General features: G+C 67.5%; 18 protein-coding genes. 9 read left to right on the top strand and 9 right to left on the bottom strand.

Annotated elements, in window-relative coordinates:
* Positions 1-138: 138 nt before the first annotated feature.
* Genes H0X90_RS25470 through H0X90_RS25460 form a run of 3 tightly spaced genes read left to right on the top strand, consistent with a single transcriptional unit; the run spans position 139 to position 3,547 of the window.
* On the top strand, positions 139-1,023 hold the full coding sequence (locus H0X90_RS25470) for an MBL fold metallo-hydrolase (RefSeq protein WP_077190421.1): 885 nt from the start codon (positions 139-141) through the stop codon (positions 1,021-1,023).
* Between the two features lie 28 nt (positions 1,024-1,051).
* On the top strand, positions 1,052-2,722 hold the full coding sequence (locus H0X90_RS25465; protein WP_077190423.1) for a bifunctional protein tyrosine phosphatase family protein/NAD(P)/FAD-dependent oxidoreductase: 1,671 nt from the start codon (positions 1,052-1,054) through the stop codon (positions 2,720-2,722).
* Between the two features lie 18 nt (positions 2,723-2,740).
* Positions 2,741-3,547, top strand: coding sequence for a sulfite exporter TauE/SafE family protein (locus tag H0X90_RS25460; protein WP_060264937.1), 807 nt, complete (start codon positions 2,741-2,743; stop codon positions 3,545-3,547).
* Positions 3,548-3,627: 80 nt separating this feature from the next.
* On the opposite strand, the gene H0X90_RS25455 is transcribed toward H0X90_RS25460, so the two are convergent.
* The 5 genes from H0X90_RS25455 to H0X90_RS25435 form a co-directional block, all read right to left on the bottom strand.
* Positions 3,628-4,029, bottom strand: a complete 402-nt coding sequence (locus tag H0X90_RS25455) for a hypothetical protein (protein WP_077215581.1) — start codon at positions 4,027-4,029, stop codon at positions 3,628-3,630.
* 128 nt (positions 4,030-4,157) lie between these two features.
* Complete coding sequence (locus H0X90_RS25450) at positions 4,158-4,979, bottom strand: ABC transporter permease subunit (RefSeq protein WP_006497202.1); 822 nt, start codon at positions 4,977-4,979, stop codon at positions 4,158-4,160.
* A complete protein-coding gene (locus H0X90_RS25445; protein WP_196438237.1) occupies positions 4,976-5,902 on the bottom strand; it encodes an ABC transporter permease subunit in 927 nt (308 codons plus the stop codon). Before H0X90_RS25445 ends, H0X90_RS25450 begins: the two co-directional genes overlap by 4 nt.
* On the bottom strand, positions 5,899-7,059 hold the full coding sequence (locus H0X90_RS25440) for an ABC transporter ATP-binding protein (RefSeq protein ID WP_006488129.1): 1,161 nt from the start codon (positions 7,057-7,059) through the stop codon (positions 5,899-5,901). The genes H0X90_RS25445 and H0X90_RS25440 overlap by 4 nt, the downstream gene beginning before the upstream one ends.
* 86 nt (positions 7,060-7,145) lie before the next feature.
* Positions 7,146-8,240 carry a polyamine ABC transporter substrate-binding protein gene (locus tag H0X90_RS25435; RefSeq protein ID WP_006497200.1) on the bottom strand — a complete coding sequence of 365 codons (1,095 nt, stop codon included), beginning with the start codon at positions 8,238-8,240 and terminating at the stop codon, positions 7,146-7,148.
* Positions 8,241-8,659: 419 nt separating this feature from the next.
* Between H0X90_RS25435 and H0X90_RS25430 the strand changes: the two genes are divergently transcribed.
* The 4 genes from H0X90_RS25430 (at position 8,660) to H0X90_RS25415 (ending at position 13,459) form a co-directional block, all read left to right on the top strand.
* On the top strand, positions 8,660-8,863 hold the full coding sequence (locus tag H0X90_RS25430) for a DUF1289 domain-containing protein (protein ID WP_006493160.1): 204 nt from the start codon (positions 8,660-8,662) through the stop codon (positions 8,861-8,863).
* A 590-nt stretch (positions 8,864-9,453) separates the two neighbouring features.
* Positions 9,454-10,134, top strand: coding sequence for a DUF1120 domain-containing protein (locus tag H0X90_RS25425; RefSeq protein WP_006488135.1), 681 nt, complete (start codon positions 9,454-9,456; stop codon positions 10,132-10,134).
* Between the two features lie 114 nt (positions 10,135-10,248).
* Positions 10,249-10,986: a fimbria/pilus chaperone family protein gene (locus tag H0X90_RS25420; RefSeq protein WP_006488154.1), complete on the top strand. Its 738-nt coding sequence runs from the start codon at positions 10,249-10,251 to the stop codon at positions 10,984-10,986.
* Positions 10,967-13,459: a fimbria/pilus outer membrane usher protein gene (locus H0X90_RS25415; RefSeq protein ID WP_077190253.1), complete on the top strand. Its 2,493-nt coding sequence runs from the start codon at positions 10,967-10,969 to the stop codon at positions 13,457-13,459. The genes H0X90_RS25420 and H0X90_RS25415 overlap by 20 nt, the downstream gene beginning before the upstream one ends.
* Positions 13,460-13,519: 60 nt before the next feature.
* Here the strand turns inward: H0X90_RS25415 and H0X90_RS25410 are convergent, their stop codons facing one another.
* The 3 genes from H0X90_RS25410 to H0X90_RS25400 all read right to left on the bottom strand — a co-directional run bounded on the left by H0X90_RS25410 (position 13,520) and on the right by H0X90_RS25400 (position 16,965).
* Positions 13,520-14,158 (bottom strand): OmpW family protein, encoded by a 639-nt coding sequence (locus H0X90_RS25410; RefSeq protein WP_006488120.1) that lies wholly within the window; start codon positions 14,156-14,158, stop codon positions 13,520-13,522.
* Between the two features lie 65 nt (positions 14,159-14,223).
* The gene (locus H0X90_RS25405; protein WP_060210674.1) at positions 14,224-15,414 is read right to left on the bottom strand and encodes a nitronate monooxygenase family protein; all 1,191 of its coding nucleotides are present in this window, start codon (positions 15,412-15,414) and stop codon (positions 14,224-14,226) included.
* Positions 15,415-15,537: 123 nt separating this feature from the next.
* On the bottom strand, positions 15,538-16,965 hold the full coding sequence (locus tag H0X90_RS25400) for an aldehyde dehydrogenase family protein (RefSeq protein ID WP_077190240.1): 1,428 nt from the start codon (positions 16,963-16,965) through the stop codon (positions 15,538-15,540).
* Positions 16,966-17,249: 284 nt separating this feature from the next.
* Between H0X90_RS25400 and H0X90_RS25395 the strand changes: the two genes are divergently transcribed.
* Positions 17,250-17,615: a hypothetical protein gene (locus H0X90_RS25395; RefSeq protein WP_006488152.1), complete on the top strand. Its 366-nt coding sequence runs from the start codon at positions 17,250-17,252 to the stop codon at positions 17,613-17,615.
* Between the two features lie 151 nt (positions 17,616-17,766).
* Here H0X90_RS25395 and H0X90_RS25390 read toward each other — a convergent pair whose 3' ends face one another.
* Complete coding sequence (locus H0X90_RS25390) at positions 17,767-18,255, bottom strand: DUF2501 domain-containing protein (RefSeq protein ID WP_006493163.1); 489 nt, start codon at positions 18,253-18,255, stop codon at positions 17,767-17,769.
* Between the two features lie 239 nt (positions 18,256-18,494).
* Here H0X90_RS25390 and H0X90_RS25385 point away from each other — a divergent pair, with 239 nt between their 5' ends.
* On the top strand, positions 18,495-19,058 hold the full coding sequence (locus tag H0X90_RS25385) for a hypothetical protein (RefSeq protein ID WP_006485230.1): 564 nt from the start codon (positions 18,495-18,497) through the stop codon (positions 19,056-19,058).
* Positions 19,059-19,072: the final 14 nt, after the last annotated feature.

Raw genomic sequence — 19,072 nt, 5'->3', positions numbered from 1 at the left:
TCCACCGGGCCGCCACCGCGCCGAAAAACCGAGCCGAATCAAGTCCCTGCCACATCGGCCGGCGCCGCGCGGCCGGCTGGCACGCTTCTTGAGGTAAAGATCGCGATTGCAGATGCAGAACCCGATCGAGGACACCCCGTGAGCAACGCCCCCGCCCTGTCGGTCGAAGGCTTTTTCGACCCGGCCACCCACACCGTCAGCTATCTCCTGCTCGATACGGCGAGCCGCGCGTGCGCGCTGATCGACAGCGTGCTCGACTACGATCCGAAATCCGGCCGCACGCGCACCGCCAGCGCCGACCGGCTGATCGCGCGCGTCGCCGAACTCAGCGCGACCGTGCACTGGCTGCTGGAGACGCACGTGCACGCCGACCACCTGTCGGCCGCGCCGTACCTGAAAGCACGGGTCGGCGGCCAGATCGCGATCGGTTCGCACGTGCGCCGCGTGCAGCACGTGTTCGGCACGCTGTTCAACGCGGGGCCGGGCTTCGCGGAAGACGGTCGCCAGTTCGACCGGCTCGTCGGCGACGGCGACACGCTCGCGCTCGGCGCCCTGACGATCCGCGCGCTGCACACGCCGGGCCACACGCCCGCGTGCATGACCTACTGCGTCGACGACGCGACGCAACGCGCGGCGTTCGTCGGCGACACGCTGTTCATGCCCGACTACGGCACCGCGCGCTGCGACTTCCCCGGCGGCGACGCGCGCACGCTGTACCGCTCGATCGCTCGCGTGCTCGCGCTGCCGCCCGACACGCGCCTGTATCTGTGCCACGACTACCAGCCGGGCGGGCGCGACGTGCAGTTCGTGACGACCGTCGCCGAGCAGCGCCGCGCGAACGTGCACGTGAAGGACGGCGTGAGCGAGGACGATTTCGTCGCGATGCGCACCGCGCGCGACGCGACGCTCGACATGCCCGTGCTGATGCTGCCGTCCGTGCAGGTCAACATGCGCGCCGGCCACCTGCCCGAGCCCGAGAACAACGGCGTGCGCTATCTGAAGATTCCGCTCGACGCGATCTGAGCGCCCGCACCCCACCGAGAACTCCGACATGACCAACATCCGCAAGCTGACCGACGCGCTGTCGGTCTCGCCGCAGATCGCGGCGGCCGACCTGCACGCGCTTCACGCGGCGGGCATCCGCGCGATCATCTGCAACCGGCCCGACGGCGAAGGCGCCGACCAGCCGACCGTCACCGAGATCCGCGCGGCCGCCGCGCCGCTCGGCATCGACGTGCATTACCTGCCGGTCGATACCGGCAAGGTGACCGACGACCAGGCCGCGCAATTCGGCGCGCTGGTCGCGTCGCTCGACGGGCCCGTGCTCGCGTACTGCCGCAGCGGCACGCGCTCGGCCACGCTGTGGGCGCTGTCGCAGGCGGGGCTGCGTCCGCTGGACGACCTCGTCGCCACCGCCAGCGCGGCCGGCTACGACCTGAGCGCGCTTGCATCGCGTATCGCGCAAGGCGGCCGCCCGGCGGCGCCGGCCGTGGACGCACGGCACGACATCGTGATCGTCGGCGCGGGTGCCGCCGGCATCGCGGTCGCGTCGAGCCTGCTCGCGCGCGACGCGTCGCTCGACATCGCGGTGATCGATCCCGCCGACGTCCACTATTACCAGCCCGGCTGGACGATGGTCGGCGCGGGCGTGTTCCAGCCCGGGACCACCGCGCGGCCGATGACCGATGTGCTGCCGCGCGGCGTGCAGCGCATCCGCGCCGCGGTCGCGGGCTTCGAGCCCGACGCGCACGCGGTCGTGCTCGACGGCTGCCGGCGCATCGGCTATCGCAAGCTCGTCGTGTGCCCGGGGCTCAAGCTCGACTGGCACGCGATCGACGGCCTCGCCGACACGCTCGGCCGCAACGGCGTCACGTCGAACTACCGCTACGATCTCGCGCCGTACACGTGGGAACTCGTGCGCGCGTTCCGCGGCGGCAATGCGCTGTTCACGCAGCCGCCGATGCCGATCAAGTGCGCGGGCGCGCCGCAAAAGGCGATGTACCTGTCGTGCGATCACTGGCGGCGCACGGGGCGCCTCGACGCCGCGAACGTCGAATTCCTGAATGCGGGTGGCGCGCTGTTCGGCGTCGCCGACTACGTACCCGCGCTGATGGAGTACGTGAAAAGCTACGACATCGCGCTGTCGTTCGGCCACAACCTCGTCGCGATCGACGGGCCCGCGCGCCGCGCGACGTTCTCGCGCGCACTGCCGGACGGCGGCAAGGAAACCGTCGAGCGGTCGTTCGACATGATCCACGTGGTGCCGCCGCAGAAGGCGCCCGACTTCGTGCGCGCGAGCCCGCTCGCCGACGCGGCCGGCTGGATCGACGTCGATCCGGCGACGCTGCGGCACAAGCAGTTTGCCGACATTTATGCGCTCGGCGACGTCACCAACACGACCAATGCGAAAACCGCCGCGGCCGCCCGCAAGCAGGCGCCCGTCGTCGCGCACAATCTGCTCGCGTCGCTCGGCCGCGCGCACGGCGACGCCGCCTACGACGGCTACGGCTCGTGCCCGCTCACCGTCGAGCGCGGCAAGATCGTGCTCGCCGAATTCCTGTACGGCGGCAAGGTCGCGCCGACCTTCCCCGCCTGGCTGATCGACGGCAAGCGCCCGTCGCGGCTCGCGTGGCTGCTCAAGGAGCGCGTGCTGCCGCCGCTCTACTGGAAGGCGATGCTCAAGGGCCGCGAATGGCTCGCGAAGCCCGCGATCGCAGGTTGACCGGAGCGCGATGACGTCATGCTGATTTCCCTCGTACTCGGCGGCTTCGTGGGCGCCGTGCTCGGCCTGACCGGCGCAGGCGGCGGCATTCTCGCGGTGCCCGCGCTCGTCGTCGGGATGAGCTGGCCGATGCAGCAGGCCACGCCCGTCGCGCTCGTCGCGGTGGCCGGCAGCGCCGCGCTCGGCGCGCTCGAAGGCTTTCGCCGCGGGCTCGTGCGCTACCGCGCGGCGCTGCTGATGGCCGTGGCCGGCGTGCCGCTGACCACCCTCGGCGTGCGGCTCGCGCACGTGCTGCCGCAGCGCCTGCTGCTCACGCTGTTCGCGCTGACGATGCTGGTCGTCGCCGGCCGCCTGCTGCGACAGGCGCTGCGGCGGGTCGCGGCGGATGCCGACGCGTCACCGCTGTGCGTGGGCCGCATCAACCCCGACACCGGACGGCTCGTGTGGTCGTGGCCCGTGGGCATCGCGCTGGCATCGACCGGCGCGGTCACCGGCCTGATGACGGGGTTACTCGGCGTCGGCGGCGGCTTCGTGATCGTGCCGATGCTGCGCAAGTTCACGAACGTGTCGATGCACGGGGTGGTCGCGACGTCGCTGATGGTGATCGCGCTGGTCGGCACCGGCGGCGTGCTTGCGACGCTCGTGTCCGGCACGCGCGCGCCGCTCGACGTGACGCTGTGGTTCACCGTCGCGACCGCGCTCGGCATGGCCGCCGGCCGCGGCGCGTCGCGCCACCTCGCCGCGCGGCACGTGCAGGCCGGTTTCGCGGCCGTGCTCGTGTGCGTCGCGCTCGGGCTGCTGGCCAAGGCTGCGTTCGGTAGCTGAACTCGCGATGCTCGCGGGTTATCGCGCTCCGGACAACGAAACGATGGTCAGTCTCCATCAAAACAAACGCGGCATGATCATCACTTGCGCCATTTGCACAGTTTGTCGGCAATCCGCGATCGCTCGACATAGCACAGCGCCGAAACCGCGCACATCGCTCCGATTGCCGAATACAGCAAGGCCATTCCTTCGCTTCTTGCGACGTTCGGCCATGCTGCATTTGTCAGAACCGCAAGAACGATCGATCCCACCACGCCACCCACGACGACCAGCATCGGTAAGACAACCTTCTGCGGCAGTCGTGTGCCCGCCCAATAGATCGGATACGAGAGCAGCATTGCCACGGGAAATGCAACCGCGAAAGCAACAACGGAAAACGCGATCGAAACGCTACCGAAATCCTTGACGGACAAAAAACCGATGAGCAAGCCTGCCACGATCGCGGCAGTCAGACTTGCACCAAACAATTCTGAAAATTTCATTCCCCCCCCGCGGTACCCACCAGCAATATAGGGACTCTTCCCCCCGCCACTCGTCTCGCCAAAACGAAACGCCCGGGCCGACTCGTCGTCGGCACCGGGCGTTTTTCATGACGGCCGCAATCGGCGCGTCAGGCCGCGAACCCCGCCATCCGCTTGCGTTCCTGACGCAGCATCACGAAGTTCGCGATCACGACGCCGGCCGTCACCGCGATGATGAACAGCGTCGCGAGCGCGTTCATCTCCGGGTTCAGCCCGAGGCGCACGCGCGAGAACACGACGAGCGGCAACGTCGTCGAGCCGGGGCCCGACAGGAACGCCGACAGCACGAGGTCGTCGATCGACAGCGTGAACGACAGCAGCCAGCCGGCGATCAGCGCCTGCGAGATCAGCGGCAGCGTGATCGTGAAGAACACCTTCAGCGGCGTCGCGCCGAGATCGAGCGCGGCCTCTTCCAGCGACGGGTTCAGCTCGCGCACGCGCGACTGCACGATGATCGCGACGTACGAGATGCACAGCATCACGTGGCCGAGCCAGATCGTGAACACGCCGCGCTCGGCCGGCCAGCCGATCCACTTCGCGAGCTCGATGAACAGCAGCAGCAGCGAGATCCCCTGGATCACCTCGGGGATCACGAGCGGCGCGTTGATCATCCCGCTGAACAGCGCGAAGCCGCGAAAGCGCCCCATCCGCGCGAGCACGAAGCCGGCCCATGTGCCGATGAACACCGATGCGAACGCGGTCAGCACGCCGATCTTCAGCGACAGCCACGCGGCCGTCAGCAGCTCGTCGTCCTCGGCGAGCGCCGCGTACCAGCGGAACGAGAAGCCCGACCACACGGTGACGAGCTTCGACTCGTTGAACGAATAGACGATCAGGCTGATGATCGGGACGTACAGGAACGCAAAGCCGACGAACAGCGCCGCGAATTGCAGGTAGCGATTCGGCTTCATCGACGCCCCCCCTGTTCCTTCGCCTGGAAGTGCTGGAACATCGCCATCGGCACGAGCAGCAGCAACACCATCGCACAGGTCACGGCCGACGCCATCGGCCAGTCCGCGTTGTTGAAGAACTCGTTCAACATCACGCGGCCGATCATCAGCGTATTCGCGCCGCCAAGCAACTCCGGAATCACGTACTCGCCGACCGCCGGGATGAACACCAGCAGGCAGCCCGCGATGATCCCGTTCTTCGACAGCGGCAGCGTGATCTGCACGAACGCCTTCCACGGTTTCGCGCCGAGGTCGTACGCGGCTTCGAGCAGGCGCAGGTCCATCTTCACGAGGTGCGCGTAGAGCGGCATCACGAGGAACGGCAGGTACGAATACACCATCCCGATGTATACGGCGTAGTTGGTGCGGTACAGCTCGATCGGCGTATGCGTGAGCCCGATCCACATCAGGAAGTTGTTCAGCAGGCCGTTGTTCTTCAGGATGCCGATCCACGCATACACGCGGATCAGGAACGACGTCCAGAACGGCAGCATCACGCCCATCATCAGCAGGTTGCGGGTGGCCGGGTTCGAGCGCGCGATGTAGTACGCCATCGGATAGCCGAGCAGCAGGCACAGCAGCGTCGTGATCGCGGCGACCCACACCGAGTTCACGTAGGTCGCGAAATACAGGCTGTCCGTGAACAGGAACGCGTAGTGCGACAGGTTCAGCGCGATGTGCACGACGCCGTCCGCGTACGATGCAAGCTCCGTATACGGCGGGATGCCGAGCTGCAGCTCCGCGAAGCTGATCTTCACGACCAGCACGAACGGCACGAGGAAGAACAGCACGAGCCACGTGAACGGCCCGGCGACGACCGCCGTCGCGCCCGTCAGGTTGAAGCGCCGCACCGGCCACTCGAGCAGGGACTTGAACGCGTTCATGACGTCAGCACCACGCCGGCGGTCGCGCTCCAGCGCACGTAGATCTCGTCGCCGAGCGCCGGCGTGTCGAGTTCCGAAATCGCGAGGCTCGACACGTTCGCGATCACCGTCTTGCCGCCATCGAGCTTCACGTGATACAGCGAATAGCCGCCCATGTACGCGACGTTGCTGATCCGGCCTCGCGCCCAGTTGAACGCGCCTTCGGGCGGCTTGCGCGTGAGCGCGATCCGCTCGGGGCGCACCGACACCGTGACCGGCATCCCGAGCGGGCCGGAGATGCCATGGCTCACGTACAGCCGGCTCGGCAGTTCCGGCGATTCGATGTACACGTGATCGGGTTCGTCCTCGACCGTCACGCCGTCGAACAGGTTCGTCGAGCCGATGAATTCGGCCGAGAAGCGGCTGTTCGGGTATTCGTACACTTCGTTCGGCGAGCCGATCTGGACGATCTGGCCTTCGCTCATCACCGCGAGGCGGTTCGCCATCGTCATCGCCTCTTCCTGATCGTGCGTGACCATGATGCAGGTGACGCCGACCTTGTTCAGGATGTTGACGAGCTCGATCTGCGTGCGCTGGCGGATTTGCTTGTCGAGCGCGGACATCGGCTCGTCGAGCAGCAGCAGCTTCGGGCGCTTGACCAGCGAACGCGCGAGCGCGACGCGCTGCTGCTGGCCGCCGGAGAGTTGATGCGGCTTGCGCTTCGCATACTTGCCCATCTGCACGAGTTCGAGCGCGGACGCGACGCGCGCCTTCAGCTCGGCCTTCGGCGTGCCTTCCTGCTTCAGCCCGAACGCGACGTTCGACTCGACCGACATGTGCGGGAACAGCGCATACGACTGGAACATCATGTTCACGGGCCGCTTGTACGGCGGCATCTGCGCGAGGTCCTCGCCGTCGATCAGGATCTTGCCCGACGTGACCGTCTCGAGGCCCGCGAGCATCCGCAGCAACGTCGACTTGCCGCAGCCCGAGCTGCCGAGCAGCGCGAACAGCTCGCCCTGGCGCACGGTCAGGTTGACGCTGCGCACGGCTTCGGTGTCGCCGAATTTCTTGACGACGTCGACGATCTGGACAAAGTTCTCGGCGCGCGCATCGGCGCCGGAGGAGGAAACGGAGAACGGCGCGCCCGCGACCGGCGCGCCCGACTGGCTATTCATGATGTGCTGCTTCTCTCCTGCGTTAGACGAACAAAGCCCCCGGGGGCACCAGGGGCTTCATGACTGCTGATTCACTTCGGCTCGCGTCAGCGGCCCGACTTCAGCTCGGTCCACAGACGCGTCTGCAGACGCTGGATTTCAGGCGGCAGCGGCTTGAGCAGGAACAGCGTCTTCACGACGTCGGCCGGCGGGTAGACGGCCGGGTCGTTCGCGACGTCGGGCCGCACGTACTTGCGTGCCTCGGCATTGGCGCTCGGGTAGTACACCGCGTTGGTGATCGCCGCGTGCACCTTCGGATCCTCGATGTAGTTGATCCACTGCAGCGCGGCTTCCTTGTTCTTCGCATCCTTCGGGATCGCCATCACGTCGAACCACACCGGCGCGCCGCCCTTCGGAATGTAGTACTCGACCTTGTACGGCTTCTTCGCCTCGATCGCGCGATGCTTCGCGATCACGACGTCGCCCGACCAGCCGAACGCGAAGCAGATGTCGCCGCCGACCAGGTCGTTGATGTAGCCCGACGAGTTGAATTGCGTGATGTACGGACGGATCTTCTTCAGCACGTCCATCGCGGCCTTGTAGTCGGCCGGGTTCGTGCTCATCGGATCCTTGCCGATGTAGTGCAGCGTCGCCGCGAACATCTGGTCGGGCGCGTCGAGCACCGACACGCCGCAGGTCTTCAGCTTCGCGAGGTTTTCCGGCTTGAACAGGATGTCCCAGTTGTCGAGCGGCACCTTGCCGAGCGCCTGCTGCGCCTTCGTCAGGTTGTATGCGAGGCCGGTCGTACCGTACGCCCAGGGCACCGAGTACTTGTTGCCCGGGTCCGCGCCGGCGACGAGCGCCATCAGTTGCGGATCGAGGTACTTGAGGTTCGGCAGCTTCGACTTGTCGAGCGGCGCGAAGATGCCGGCGGCGATCTGCTTGCCCGCGTAGTTGCTGGTCGGCACGACGATGTCGTAGCCCGAGCTGCCCGTCAGCAGCTTCGCCTGCAGCGTATCGTCGCTGTCGTAGTTGTCGTAGCGGACCTTGACGCCCGTTTGCTTCTCGAAGTTCGGGATCGTGTCCTTCGCAATGTAGTCCGACCAGTTATAGACATTGAGCTGCGTATCCTTCGCCGCTGCCGCCGATGCACCCACGCACAGCGCGAGCGCTGCGAACCGGCCCACTACCTTTGCTTTCATCCCGTTCTCCCTCCGGCCGGACGCACTGCCCGGCTGCCGTCTGCCTCGTCATGGCGGCGCATTCGGGCGCGCCGCCCCTCGAAAACCCCGAAAACTACCATCATTCGCGCCCCGTCACAAAAAAATCATGCCGGTGTCGCGCAAACGGAACAGATTACCGCCGCCGGCCCGTCGGGCCGCCCGCGCGGCGGGGCGTTCCGGGGGAATTCTATCGGGTAATCGACGGCTGTCCACCCGGAAAAACGGACAGCGGCGAACCGGCGTTCGCATGCCCGGCGTGCCCGCCCGGCGCCCGCAGGCAACGCCCGGCCGTACTGTCCCGCTGCCGCGCCGGGACAGCATGCCGGCGCGAGCGTCCGGCCGGGCCGCCGCGATGCATTAAAATGGCGGCTGACGATTCAACTGCGCGAACCCTCCCGATGGCCTCCAATCTTCACGACCTCCCCGACAGCCCCTGCATCGGCGTGTGCTCGACGCTCTTCGACGAAGTCTGCAAGGGCTGCGGCCGCACGGCGGCCGAAGTGTCGAACTGGGTGTTCCTGAGCGACGACGAAAAGCGCGCGGTGTGGGAACGCATCACGCGCGAAGGCACCGCGATGCGCTTCCAGTACGACAAGCTGTAACGCGTCCCGCGTCGGCGCAGGCCGACGCGATGCGAACGATCGGGCAGCGCCGTCCGCTCACACGCCGCTCGCTCGCCCCCCGGCCGACTTCATCCGGCCAGCCTCCCTGCCCGCCTTCGCTGTTACACCGCCGCGCACCGACGCGACACCTTCCCTCTCTCCCCGCTCTTCCCGCTGCCGACGTACGCGACGTCCGCAATGACGTCACGCGTCCGCCGTCCCGAGCCGCCAATGCCGACCGCTCGGTGCGAACCGTTGGGCACTTCGTTCGTCAACATCGTCGGCGCACGCCGATTCCATATCGCTTCATCGTCGCCGAAGTTTAAAAATATCTGATCTGACATTCTTAACAATTAAAACACCGGCTTTCCGCATGAAAATCGAATTCCCCTCCCGACCAAAACTGGAAATCTCATAAAAAATATCCTCGAAAATTTGTACAAGTCCGATTTCTTTTCGGAAATCGAGTTGATAAATTTCCTCCGCTCATCGGAAATAACCGCGAGCAAGTTTCATTTCATTAATCCAGACAAACCCGGATCGCCGAATCCATTTTCGGCATTCCGGATTGCCACCAGGAACACGTCCAGATGAAATTCGTTAAGATGACGAACCAGGCCTCGCGCCTCGTGATTGCAGGCCTGCTCGCATGGGGCACCACCGCGGCTTTCGCCGACACGTTCGACGTCAAGGTCACCGGCACGGTCAAGCCCGGCGCGTGCACGCCGACGCTGGCCGGCGGCGGCACGTTCGATTACGGGCTGATCGGCTCGGCCCAACTCAGCCCGACCGCGCCCACGCTGCTCGCGATCCTGTCGGATTCGATCACGATCACCTGCGACGCCGCCGCGCGCGTCGCATTGACGGCGCAGGATAATCGCGCCGGCACCGGCGCCCTTTCCGGCAATATCAATTTCTTCGGCATGTCGAAATCGGATAATGTTCAATTCGGCCTCGGCACGGCCAGCGGCAAGAATATCGGCGGCTTTGCATTCCGTTTCCGGAAGAATTCGTTCCAGGCCGACGGCGCGGCCGTCGATTCGATTTATTCGAGCACCAAGGGCACCACCTGGACGGCTTCCGACGGCGTGGTCGACAACACCGGCGGCTACGAGTCGTGGGCCAAGAAAGGCCAGACCGTGCCGGTCGCGGCGAAGGTGTTCTCCGGCACGCTCGACGTGCAGGCCGCGATCGACAAGACGTCGAATCTCGACCTCAGCCAGGAAATCAATCTCGACGGCCTCGCCACCGTGTCCCTCGTGTACCTGTAATGCCGGTACGCGTCGTGCCATTGATTGACTCGATCGCCTGACAGGCGTCGACCGCGCCGCCGCTTCACGAAGCGGCGGCGCGACACACGCTTGCACCAACAGCCAGCCGGTTCCATGACTCTCCCAGCCCTCCATTTCCCGCGGTTTTTCCCGCTCGCCCTGCTCGCCGGTTGCCTGCTCGGCCCGGCCGCCGTTCACGCGATGGGCGTCGTGCCCGAAACGTCGGTCGTGATCGTCGACGAAGCCGACGGCGAAGGCACGATCTCGGTCAAGAACACCGACGATCACCCGACGCTGCTGCATACGACGATCGAACCGATTCCCGAAGACGACGCCGTGCTCGTGGTCGTGACCCCGCCGATCGCGCGAGTCGAAGGCGGTGCGGTGCAGCTCGTCCGGTTCGTCCTCGCCAGCGACGCACCGCTCGCCACGCAGCGCCTCGCCCGCGCGTCGTTCTCGGGCATTCCGCCGCAGCGTCCGGGCCGCAACGAGATCCGGACGATCATCCGCCAGAACCTGCCCGTGCTGATCCAGCCGCGCGATCTCGCGCGCAACGACGCACCGTGGACGTTGTTGAAGTGGTCGGTCGAAGGCGGCGAACTGGTCGTGCGCAACGACAGTCGCTACGTGGTACGCCTCGAACAGAAAGTGCAGCTGCTTCCGACCCGGCAGATCGTGTCGCTGCCGGCGCCGTACGTGCTGGCCGGGCAAACCCGCCGGATCGCGCTCGCCGAGCGTCCCGCAACGCTCGAACAGGTACGAATCTTCCCGGCCACCGTCTACGGCTACTCGGTCGATCACTACGACGCGGCGCTCGCGCCCCGTGCGGCCGATGCGGCCTCGCACCGGTAGACCGCACGGCATCGTTTTCGGACCGTCCATGTCGCGCACCGCTCATCGCCGAAACGCACTGCTCGCGTTCGGGCTGTACGTCGGCGCGGGCAGCGCGCCGTGCGCCGCGCCGGCCGGCCCCGGACACCCGTCGACCGACGCGCTCGAATTCGACGCAGGCGCGTTGCGCGAGCACGGTATCGACGCCACGACCAGCCGCTATTTCGCGCACGCACCGCGCTTCATGCCGGGTCTCTCGGCCGTCCGGCTGACGGTCAACGGCCGGCGCGCCGGCCGTGCCGATGCGCGTTTCGACACCGACGGCAACCTGTGCGTCACGCCCCAGTTGTTGCGTGCGGCCGGCCTCGTCGCGCCCGACACGTTCCGCGACGCGACCGCCTGCCACGATTACCGGCGCGCGTATCCGCAGGCGATCGTCACGTTGCGCCCGGCCGACGGCGCGATCGATTTCGTCGTACCGGCCGACGCCCTCGATACGCGCCCGCGCACGCCGGATACGTTCGCACGCGGCGGTCTCGCCGGCCTGGTCAACTACGACGTGCTTGCGATGACGACACGCAATCCGGCCGGCACGTCGCAGTACTGGCAGGCCGCGACCGAGGCCGGATTCAACGCATCGGACTGGATCGTGCGCAGCAGCCAGATCGTCACGTCGGTGGACGGCCGCGTGGGCGTCGAGCATCAGGCAGCATACGCGCAGCGCACCTTCGCCGCGCGCGGCACGACGCTGCAGGCCGGGCAGATCGTTCCACAATCGACGCTATTCACGGTGGGCCGGATGTTCGGCGTGCAGACGTTTCCCGACGAAGCGCTGGCCGCCGCGCCCGGCGCCGCTGCCCGGGTGACCGGGATCGCCCGGACGCAGGCACGCGTGGAGGTGCGCCAGCTGGGCGTGCTGATCCACGCGTCGCAGGTGCCGCCCGGACCGTTTTCGCTGGGCGACCTGCCGCTCGTCAGCGGCGCCGCGGATCTCGATGTGACGGTGGTCGAGGCAACCGGCGGCGTTCAGCACTTCGTCGTGCCGGGCGCGTCGCTGCCCGGCGCCGGGCTCGCGGCGGCGCAAGGGCTGGCGATCGCCGTCGGCCGCGTGCAGAACGACGGATACGCGCAAGCGCCGTGGCTCGCGACCGCCACGCGCGGCTGGCAGATCCGGCAGCGTGCGCGGCTGAGCGCCGGCATCCTCGCGTCGTCGCCGTTGCAGTCGGGCGCCGCGCGCGTCGAATTCGCGCCGCTTGCCGGGCTCGGTGCGGCCGTCGGCATCGACGTCAGCCGCACCGCCGCCCGACGCGGCACCCAGGCCCGCATCGCATTGGCGAACACGCTCGACACGGCGCTGCGCGCCAGTCTGTCGTTCGTGCGGCGCACGCCCGGATACCGGGAGCTGACCGACGCCGTCCGGTCGCTGGACGCCTTCACGCCACCCTCGCATACCCAGTTCGCGACCACACTCGGCTGGCACGATCGCGCACTCGGCGCGCTGTCGTTCGATTACACGCGCGTCGGGCTGTTCGACGGCCCCGCGCTGCAGCGCGTGTCCGGCACGTGGACGCGTCCGTTCGGACGCGCATCGGTCGCGCTGAACGTGAACCGCACGCTCGGCAGCCGCGGCGCGGGCGGCACCCAGGTCTACGTGAACATGAGCGTGCCGATCGGCCGTCGCAACGTCGGCACCTATGCGAACCTCGACGGCCATGCGGCGCGTTCCGGCGCACGCTACGCCGACACGTTCGGCCGTACCGGCCACTACAGCGTCGCGGCCGACTACGACACCGCGAGCCGGTCGCCGTCGATCCGCGCGAGCGTCAGCGCGACGCCGAACCATGCGCGCGCCACCGTCAATGCGGGCGTGTTCGGCGCCGGCCGCTCGATGCTCAGCGTCAACCTGCGCGGCGCGCTCGCGTGGATCGATGGCGCCGGCATGCTGTCGCCGTATGCGATTCGCGACACGTTCGCGCTCGCGCGCGTCGGCGAACAGCCGGGCATCGAACTCGCGACGCCGTCCGGCCCGGTCTGGACCGATCGGCGCGGCCGGGCCGTCATCGCGTCGCTGCCCGCATACGCGCAAACCTTCATCCGGATCAGGACGAAAGACCTGCCGCGCAATATCGATCTGAAGAACGGCATGCAGACCGTCGAAGCAGGTCGCGGCTCGGTGAGCCGTGTCGAATTCTCCGTCGAGACGACGCGGCGCGTGTTGCTGACCGTGACGCAAGCGAACGGCGCGGCGTTGCCGGTGCTGTCGACCGTCATCGACGACGACGACCGGTTCGTGACCGTATCCGCGAGCGCGGGCAAGCTGCTGCTCGCGGGCGCGCAGTTGAGCATGCCGCTGCGCGTCGTGCTGCCGGACGGCCAGCACTGTCGGCTGACGATCGCACTGCCGGACCGGCCGCCCGTCACGACGCGCTACTACGAGCGGGCCGACGCGCGCTGCGAGCCGGACCCCGATACCGCCCGCGACGCCCGCACATAAAAAAAGCGGCATGCCGACCGCCATGCCGCCAACCCCAACTCTGTTCTTGTTCCGTCGCGTCTAGAACTTCATCCCGACGCCCACGCCGACGATCAGCGGATCGATGTGCAGCGTGCCGATGCCCTTGTCGCCCAGCGTCGCATCGGTGCTCATCCAGATCTTCTTCACGTCGACGTTCATGAACACCTTCTTCGTCAGCTGCACGTCCACGCCGAACTGCAGCGCGGGGCCGAAGCTGCTCTTGTTGATCGACACGCCCTCACCGCCGACGTTGAGCCCGTTGTTGTAGAAATACGTGTAGTTCAACCCGGCGCCGACGTACGGGCGCACCTTGCCCGCATGGTTGAAGTGATACTGCAGCAGCAGTGTCGGCGGCAGCACGCCCACGCCGCCGAGATTGCCGAGACTCGACGTCAACTGATGCCGCGACGTGCCGAGGATCAGCTCGACGCCGAGGTAGTCGCGGATCATGTACGTGAAGTCGAGCTCGGGCACGATCGCGTTGTTCACGCCCGTGTTGATCGCGCCGAGCGTGTCGCTCGCGCGCTCGTTCGGCTGGATGCTGATCGCGCGAAGCCGAACCAGTACGTCACCCTGATGGATGCCGTCGCCCGGCGACGCCGCGTGCGACAGCGACGGCATCGCGATGGTGGCCGCGACGGCGGCAGCGGTGACACAAGTTCGAATCGTTTTATGCATGGTACGGACCCCCAAAGAATGGTTTCCATTCTCCCTGTAGGGTCTTTTCGTCATCTTGATATTGGTCAAGCCAGCGTAAACGTGGGACGGTTTGCCGCAGGCTCGGTCGCACTGCCCGTCAGCAGCAGGTCGAGCAGATCGCGCACGCTGCGGATCGCGCGGCCGAACGGCAACGCCTCCCGGCCGCGGAAGAACAGACCGTTCGCGACATCGCCGCGCAACGCGGCCGCGAGCCGCGTATCGATGCAGAAGTGGCCGAATTTCTCGATGCCGTCACGCAGGCCGCATACGCTCAGGCATTCGAGCGCGGTCGGGCAGCGCTGCTTCAGCGCGCCGAGCTTGGTGCGAATGCGTGTCTCGTTGCGCAGGTAACGATCGAGCCACGGCGTCTTCACCGCGCGTGCCGGCAGCCCCGTCACGCTGACGAATTCGACGATGTCGTCAGGCGTCGCATCGGCGAGCACGCGCTTGAAATGCGGATGCGCATCGCCTTCCTCGGTCACCGCGAACGGCGTCCCGACCTGCACGCCGTCCGCGCCAGCCGCGAACGCCGCGCGCACCGTATCGTGACTGTTGATCCCGCCGGCCACGATCAGCGGGATCGTGTCGCGGGCGATGCCGAGCGACGCCATCACCTGCGCGGTCTCGTCGAGCACGCGCGCGAAATCGAAACGGGCGTCGTGCATGTCGTCGATCTGCGTGACGCCGAGGTGGCCGCCCGCGTGCGCCGGATGCTCGATCACGATCGCGTCGGGCAGGCGCCCCTTCTTCATCCACTTCTTCAGCACCAGCGCGATCCCGCGGCTGTCCGACAGGATCGGGATCAGCGCGATGTCGTGCCCGTGCGTGAGGTCGGGCAAGTCGAGCGGCAGACCCGCGCCCATCACGATCGCGTCGGCGCCCTCGTCGCACGCGACCCGCACGTAGTCCGCATGCGCGCTCACCGCCTTCATCACGTTGACCGCGATCATCCCGCGCCCTTCGCTGTACGTTTTCGCGAGACGGATCTCGCGCGCGAGCGCGTCGAGGTTCGCCGCTTCGAGCGTCGCGCGATCGGGTTGCGCGCGGCAACGCGCGAGCAAATCCGCATGATGGTGGCGCAGGTCGATGCTCGCGATCGTGCCGACCGCACCTTCGCGCGCGACGCTGCCCGCCAGCCGGTGCGCGGAGATGCCGACGCCCATGCCGCCCTGCACGACGGGCAGCAAGGTGCGGCCGCGAATCGTCAGCGGCGGAAAGGAAGTGCGTACGGTCATCTGAAACCTCGTCGGAACATCGGAACCGCGATGATCGACGATCCACCGCCGCGCACCTTGACGGCCGTCAATAAAAAAACGGCACGCGAACGTGCCGTCTCCGGTTCGGGCCGCGCGCGGCGCTCAGGCCGGCTTCAACTGCATCGACTTGTATTCGAGATACTCTTCGAGCCCGTACACGCCGTTCTCGCGGCCGTGCCCCGACTGCTTGAAGCCGCCGAACGGCGCGGCGCCGTTCCACGTGCCGCCGTTGATGTCGACCTGCCCGGTGCGGATGCGGCGCGCAACGCGCATCGCGCGTTCGTCGCTGCCGGCCCACACCGCGCCGCCGAGCCCGTACGGCGAATCGTTCGCGATCCGCACGGCTTCGTCTTCATCGCGATACGTGATGATCGACAGCACCGGCCCGAAGATCTCTTCCTGCGCGATCATCGATTTCGGATCGACGCGGCCGAACACGGTCGGCTTCACGAAGAAGCCCTTCGCGAGCCCTTCCGGCAACCCGGTGCCGCCCGTCACGAGTTCCGCGCCTTCGTCGATCCCGCGCTGGATGTAGGCCTGCACGCGCTGCTGCTGCACGGCCGACGCCAGCGCGCCGAGGCGCGTCGCCTCCTGCCGCGGGTCGCCCGCGACGTACGTTTCGGCCACGGCCTTCGCGATCTCGCGCGCTTCGTCGTAGCGAGCTTCCGGCACCAGCATCCGCGTATGCGCGGAGCAGGTCTGGCCGGCGTTCAGGTAGCACGCGTTGACGGTGCCCTTCACCGCCGTCGCGAAATCGGCGTCGTCGAGGATCACCGATGCCGACTTGCCGCCGAGCTCCAGCGCGACGCGCTTGACGCCCGCGGCCGCCAGTTCGGCCACGCGCTTGCCCGCGCGCGTCGAGCCGGTGAACGACACCATGTCGACGTCCGGGTCGGTCGCCAACACCTCGCCGACGACCGGGCCATACCCGCACACGAGGTTGAACACGCCGGCCGGCAGCCCGGCCTCGTGGATCGCTTCGGCGAGCATGAACGCGTTGAGCGGCGCGACTTCGGACGGCTTCAGCACCACCGTGCAGCCGGCCGCGAGCGCCGGCGCGACCTTCAGCGTGATCTGGTTGAGCGGGTAGTTCCACGGCGTGATCGCCGCGACGACGCCGACCGGCTCGCGCACCACCAGCGAATTGCCGACCCGGGCCTCGAATTCGAACGATTCGGCGAGCTTCGCGTACGCCTTCCAGTTGTAGATCGGGCCGCCGACCTGGATCGCGCGCGACAGCTTGATCGGCATGCCGACTTCGCCGGTGATCGACTGCGCGAGTTCCTCGCTGCGCGCCTGCAGATGCTCGACGATCTTGCGCAGATAACCCGCCCGCGTCGCGGCCGGCGTGGCCGCCCACGCGTCGAAGGCCGCGCGCGCCGCGCGGATCGCGTCCTGTGCGTCGGACGCGACGCCCTCGGGAATCCGGCCGATCACGGCTTCGGTGCCCGAGTCGATCACGTCGATCGTGCCGGTGCCGGCCGGTTTGCGCCATGCGCCGTCGATGTAGAACTGGTCGTAGATTTTCATCGTGTTCCGCCTCCAGGGAAGCCGCCATTCTAGCGAGCGTTTCGGTGACGGGTGTGACGAATGACAGCGATTCGAAAGGACCGGCGCCCCGTCGCCCCGTCGCCCCGTCGCGCCGGTGCTCCGCCGCCCGCCGCACACGGCCGGCGCGGCATCCGTCGGGTCGCCGCCACGTCAGCATCCGCCCGGGTGCGCGGCCGGGCCCGCATCGTGCTATGTTTTTAATATCGGCATCGGCCCGTTGCGGCCGGCGCCGCCCGGAATCGACGCACTTCGTGAGCGCTGCCATGTCCGACGCATCCCATACCCTCGGCTCGCAAGACCGCCTGGAGCTGCTTTGCTGGCTCACCTGCGGCAACCTCGGCGCGTTTTACCTCAACGAATCATGGCCGGACGCCGCGTTCCAGGTGCAGGCCGCGCACCGCTGGCTCGACCGCCATCACCGCCAAGCCGACTGGCTGTCGGTCGCCAGGCTCGCGGCGCTCGCGCAGGACATCGCGAAGCGGCATGCGGGGTTCGTCGACGCGTCGTGGGCGCGCGACGCGGTCGAGGAAATCGTCGATACCGACGATCTCGACTATCGGGCCAAACTCGTGCAATGGGTGTACGAAGACTGCTGCAAGGCGCTCGCGGACAAGCGGCTGGCGGATTGAGCCGCGCGGACCGTGCCCGCGCGCGGGCCGCGGCATCGCCTGACGGGATACGCGCTGTTCGCCGTGACGAACGTCACGGCCTGAATGACTGCCGGGGCACGGCGCATGTGCGCCGCCCCGGCGCCGGCACGCGCAACGCGTGCCGATGCGTTTACAGCAGCGACTTGGCCTGCGTGAGCACCTTGTCGCAGATCTGCTTGGTCACCTGCTGCTTCAGGCCGCCGCCGCTCAGGTCGAGCTTGCTGCCGTTGCCTGCGTCGAGAATCCCGCTCGCACCGCTCGTATAGCCACTGTCGGACGACGCGGACGCGTTGCCGCCGAGCTTGCCGATCAGCGCGTCCTTCACCGACGCCGCGCCGCCGCCGGTCGCGCCGCCGAGATAGTTGTTCTGGATGCAGAACTGCAGCAGGCCCGCGACGTTGCCCGTGCTGCCCGGCATCAGCGACGCACCGCCGCCGCCCGTCAGCGCGCCGCCGAGGCCGCCGAGGTTGCCGAGCGCCCCGCCCGCGCTGCCGCCGGAATCACCGCCCCCGCCGACCTGTTTCAGGACGTCGCCCAGTTGCGCGTGGGCGACCGAAAACGGCGCGAGCAATCCGATCAGCGCGCCGGCAACGGTCGCGCGGTAAAGACGTGCATTCATGTAAAGCCTCCCGGTTGTGATTGCGTGAGTACCGCGAATCGCATCCAAGGATACTCAATCGACCGTGGCATGACAGCCTTCGACGCCGCGTGAAACGTCAGGCATCGTGATATCGCGGCGATTTGACAATGCTTGACGGGCGTTTCCGTGTCGCAGGCCCGCGCGAAGCGTCATAGAATCGTCGTCGGCCGCCTGACCGCTGCGATCCGACATCCACCTCGAACATGAATGACCCTCGCGTGGCGCTTGCCCATCGATTTTTGCTGATCGCCGGCGCATCGGCCGCACTCATGGCCGGCGCCGGTGCCACCGATGTCGCCGCTGCGGCGCCCGTAGCCACGACGGCTTCGGCCTGCACGTCGCCTTCGTTCGACCGTTATCCGGCACCGGCCGCCGCCCGTGCGCCGCGCAAGCCGGCTGCCACGCCTCGGCTCACCAGCAAGGAAGCGCGCCTGTACCGCACCGTCATTCGCGACGAATTCGCGCAACCGGCCAATTTTGCCGGTCACTACCGCGTCGCGATCTGGGGTTGCGGAACGGATTGCCGAAATTTCGCGATCGTCGACAAGGACACGGGCGCGACGTACACGATGCCCGGCGTGAAATCCATCTCGGGCGTGATGGGCAATGACGACGAACGTGTCGACTTCCGTGCCGGCAGCACGCTGCTGATCGTCGCCGGCTGCTTCAACGATGCGTGCGACGACGGCTACGCGAAAGCGGCCCGGTTCTTCTACGAATGGACCGGTTCGCGGCTGCGTCCAGTCGGCCGGTGTCCGCTGGCCATCGAGCCGGTTCAATAAGCGGCCCGGGCCAG

This window comes from Burkholderia sp. 9775_39, assembly GCF_015712225.1.
Taxonomy (GTDB): Bacteria; Pseudomonadota; Gammaproteobacteria; order Burkholderiales; family Burkholderiaceae; genus Burkholderia; species Burkholderia cenocepacia.
This window is presented reverse-complemented; position numbering and strand designations above follow the sequence as displayed.

What these genes read in the sequence shown, in the direction of transcription:
- H0X90_RS25415 (WP_077190253.1), top strand. Translation starts at nt 10,967, where the DNA reads ATGCGGCCTCGCACCGGTAGACCGCACGGCATCGTTTTCGGACCGTCC.
- H0X90_RS25460 (WP_060264937.1), top strand. Translation starts at nt 2,741, where the DNA reads ATGCTGATTTCCCTCGTACTCGGCGGCTTCGTGGGCGCCGTGCTCGGC.
- H0X90_RS25420 (WP_006488154.1), top strand. Translation starts at nt 10,249, where the DNA reads ATGACTCTCCCAGCCCTCCATTTCCCGCGGTTTTTCCCGCTCGCCCTG.
- H0X90_RS25435 (WP_006497200.1), bottom strand. Translation starts at nt 8,240, where the DNA reads ATGAAAGCAAAGGTAGTGGGCCGGTTCGCAGCGCTCGCGCTGTGCGTG.
- H0X90_RS25410 (WP_006488120.1), bottom strand. Translation starts at nt 14,158, where the DNA reads ATGCATAAAACGATTCGAACTTGTGTCACCGCTGCCGCCGTCGCGGCC.
- H0X90_RS25400 (WP_077190240.1), bottom strand. Translation starts at nt 16,965, where the DNA reads ATGAAAATCTACGACCAGTTCTACATCGACGGCGCATGGCGCAAACCG.
- H0X90_RS25405 (WP_060210674.1), bottom strand. Translation starts at nt 15,414, where the DNA reads ATGACCGTACGCACTTCCTTTCCGCCGCTGACGATTCGCGGCCGCACC.
- H0X90_RS25395 (WP_006488152.1), top strand. Translation starts at nt 17,250, where the DNA reads ATGTCCGACGCATCCCATACCCTCGGCTCGCAAGACCGCCTGGAGCTG.
- H0X90_RS25430 (WP_006493160.1), top strand. Translation starts at nt 8,660, where the DNA reads ATGGCCTCCAATCTTCACGACCTCCCCGACAGCCCCTGCATCGGCGTG.
- H0X90_RS25425 (WP_006488135.1), top strand. Translation starts at nt 9,454, where the DNA reads ATGAAATTCGTTAAGATGACGAACCAGGCCTCGCGCCTCGTGATTGCA.
- H0X90_RS25445 (WP_196438237.1), bottom strand. Translation starts at nt 5,902, where the DNA reads ATGAACGCGTTCAAGTCCCTGCTCGAGTGGCCGGTGCGGCGCTTCAAC.
- H0X90_RS25390 (WP_006493163.1), bottom strand. Translation starts at nt 18,255, where the DNA reads ATGAATGCACGTCTTTACCGCGCGACCGTTGCCGGCGCGCTGATCGGA.
- H0X90_RS25465 (WP_077190423.1), top strand. Translation starts at nt 1,052, where the DNA reads ATGACCAACATCCGCAAGCTGACCGACGCGCTGTCGGTCTCGCCGCAG.
- H0X90_RS25440 (WP_006488129.1), bottom strand. Translation starts at nt 7,059, where the DNA reads ATGAATAGCCAGTCGGGCGCGCCGGTCGCGGGCGCGCCGTTCTCCGTT.
- H0X90_RS25450 (WP_006497202.1), bottom strand. Translation starts at nt 4,979, where the DNA reads ATGAAGCCGAATCGCTACCTGCAATTCGCGGCGCTGTTCGTCGGCTTT.
- H0X90_RS25455 (WP_077215581.1), bottom strand. Translation starts at nt 4,029, where the DNA reads ATGAAATTTTCAGAATTGTTTGGTGCAAGTCTGACTGCCGCGATCGTG.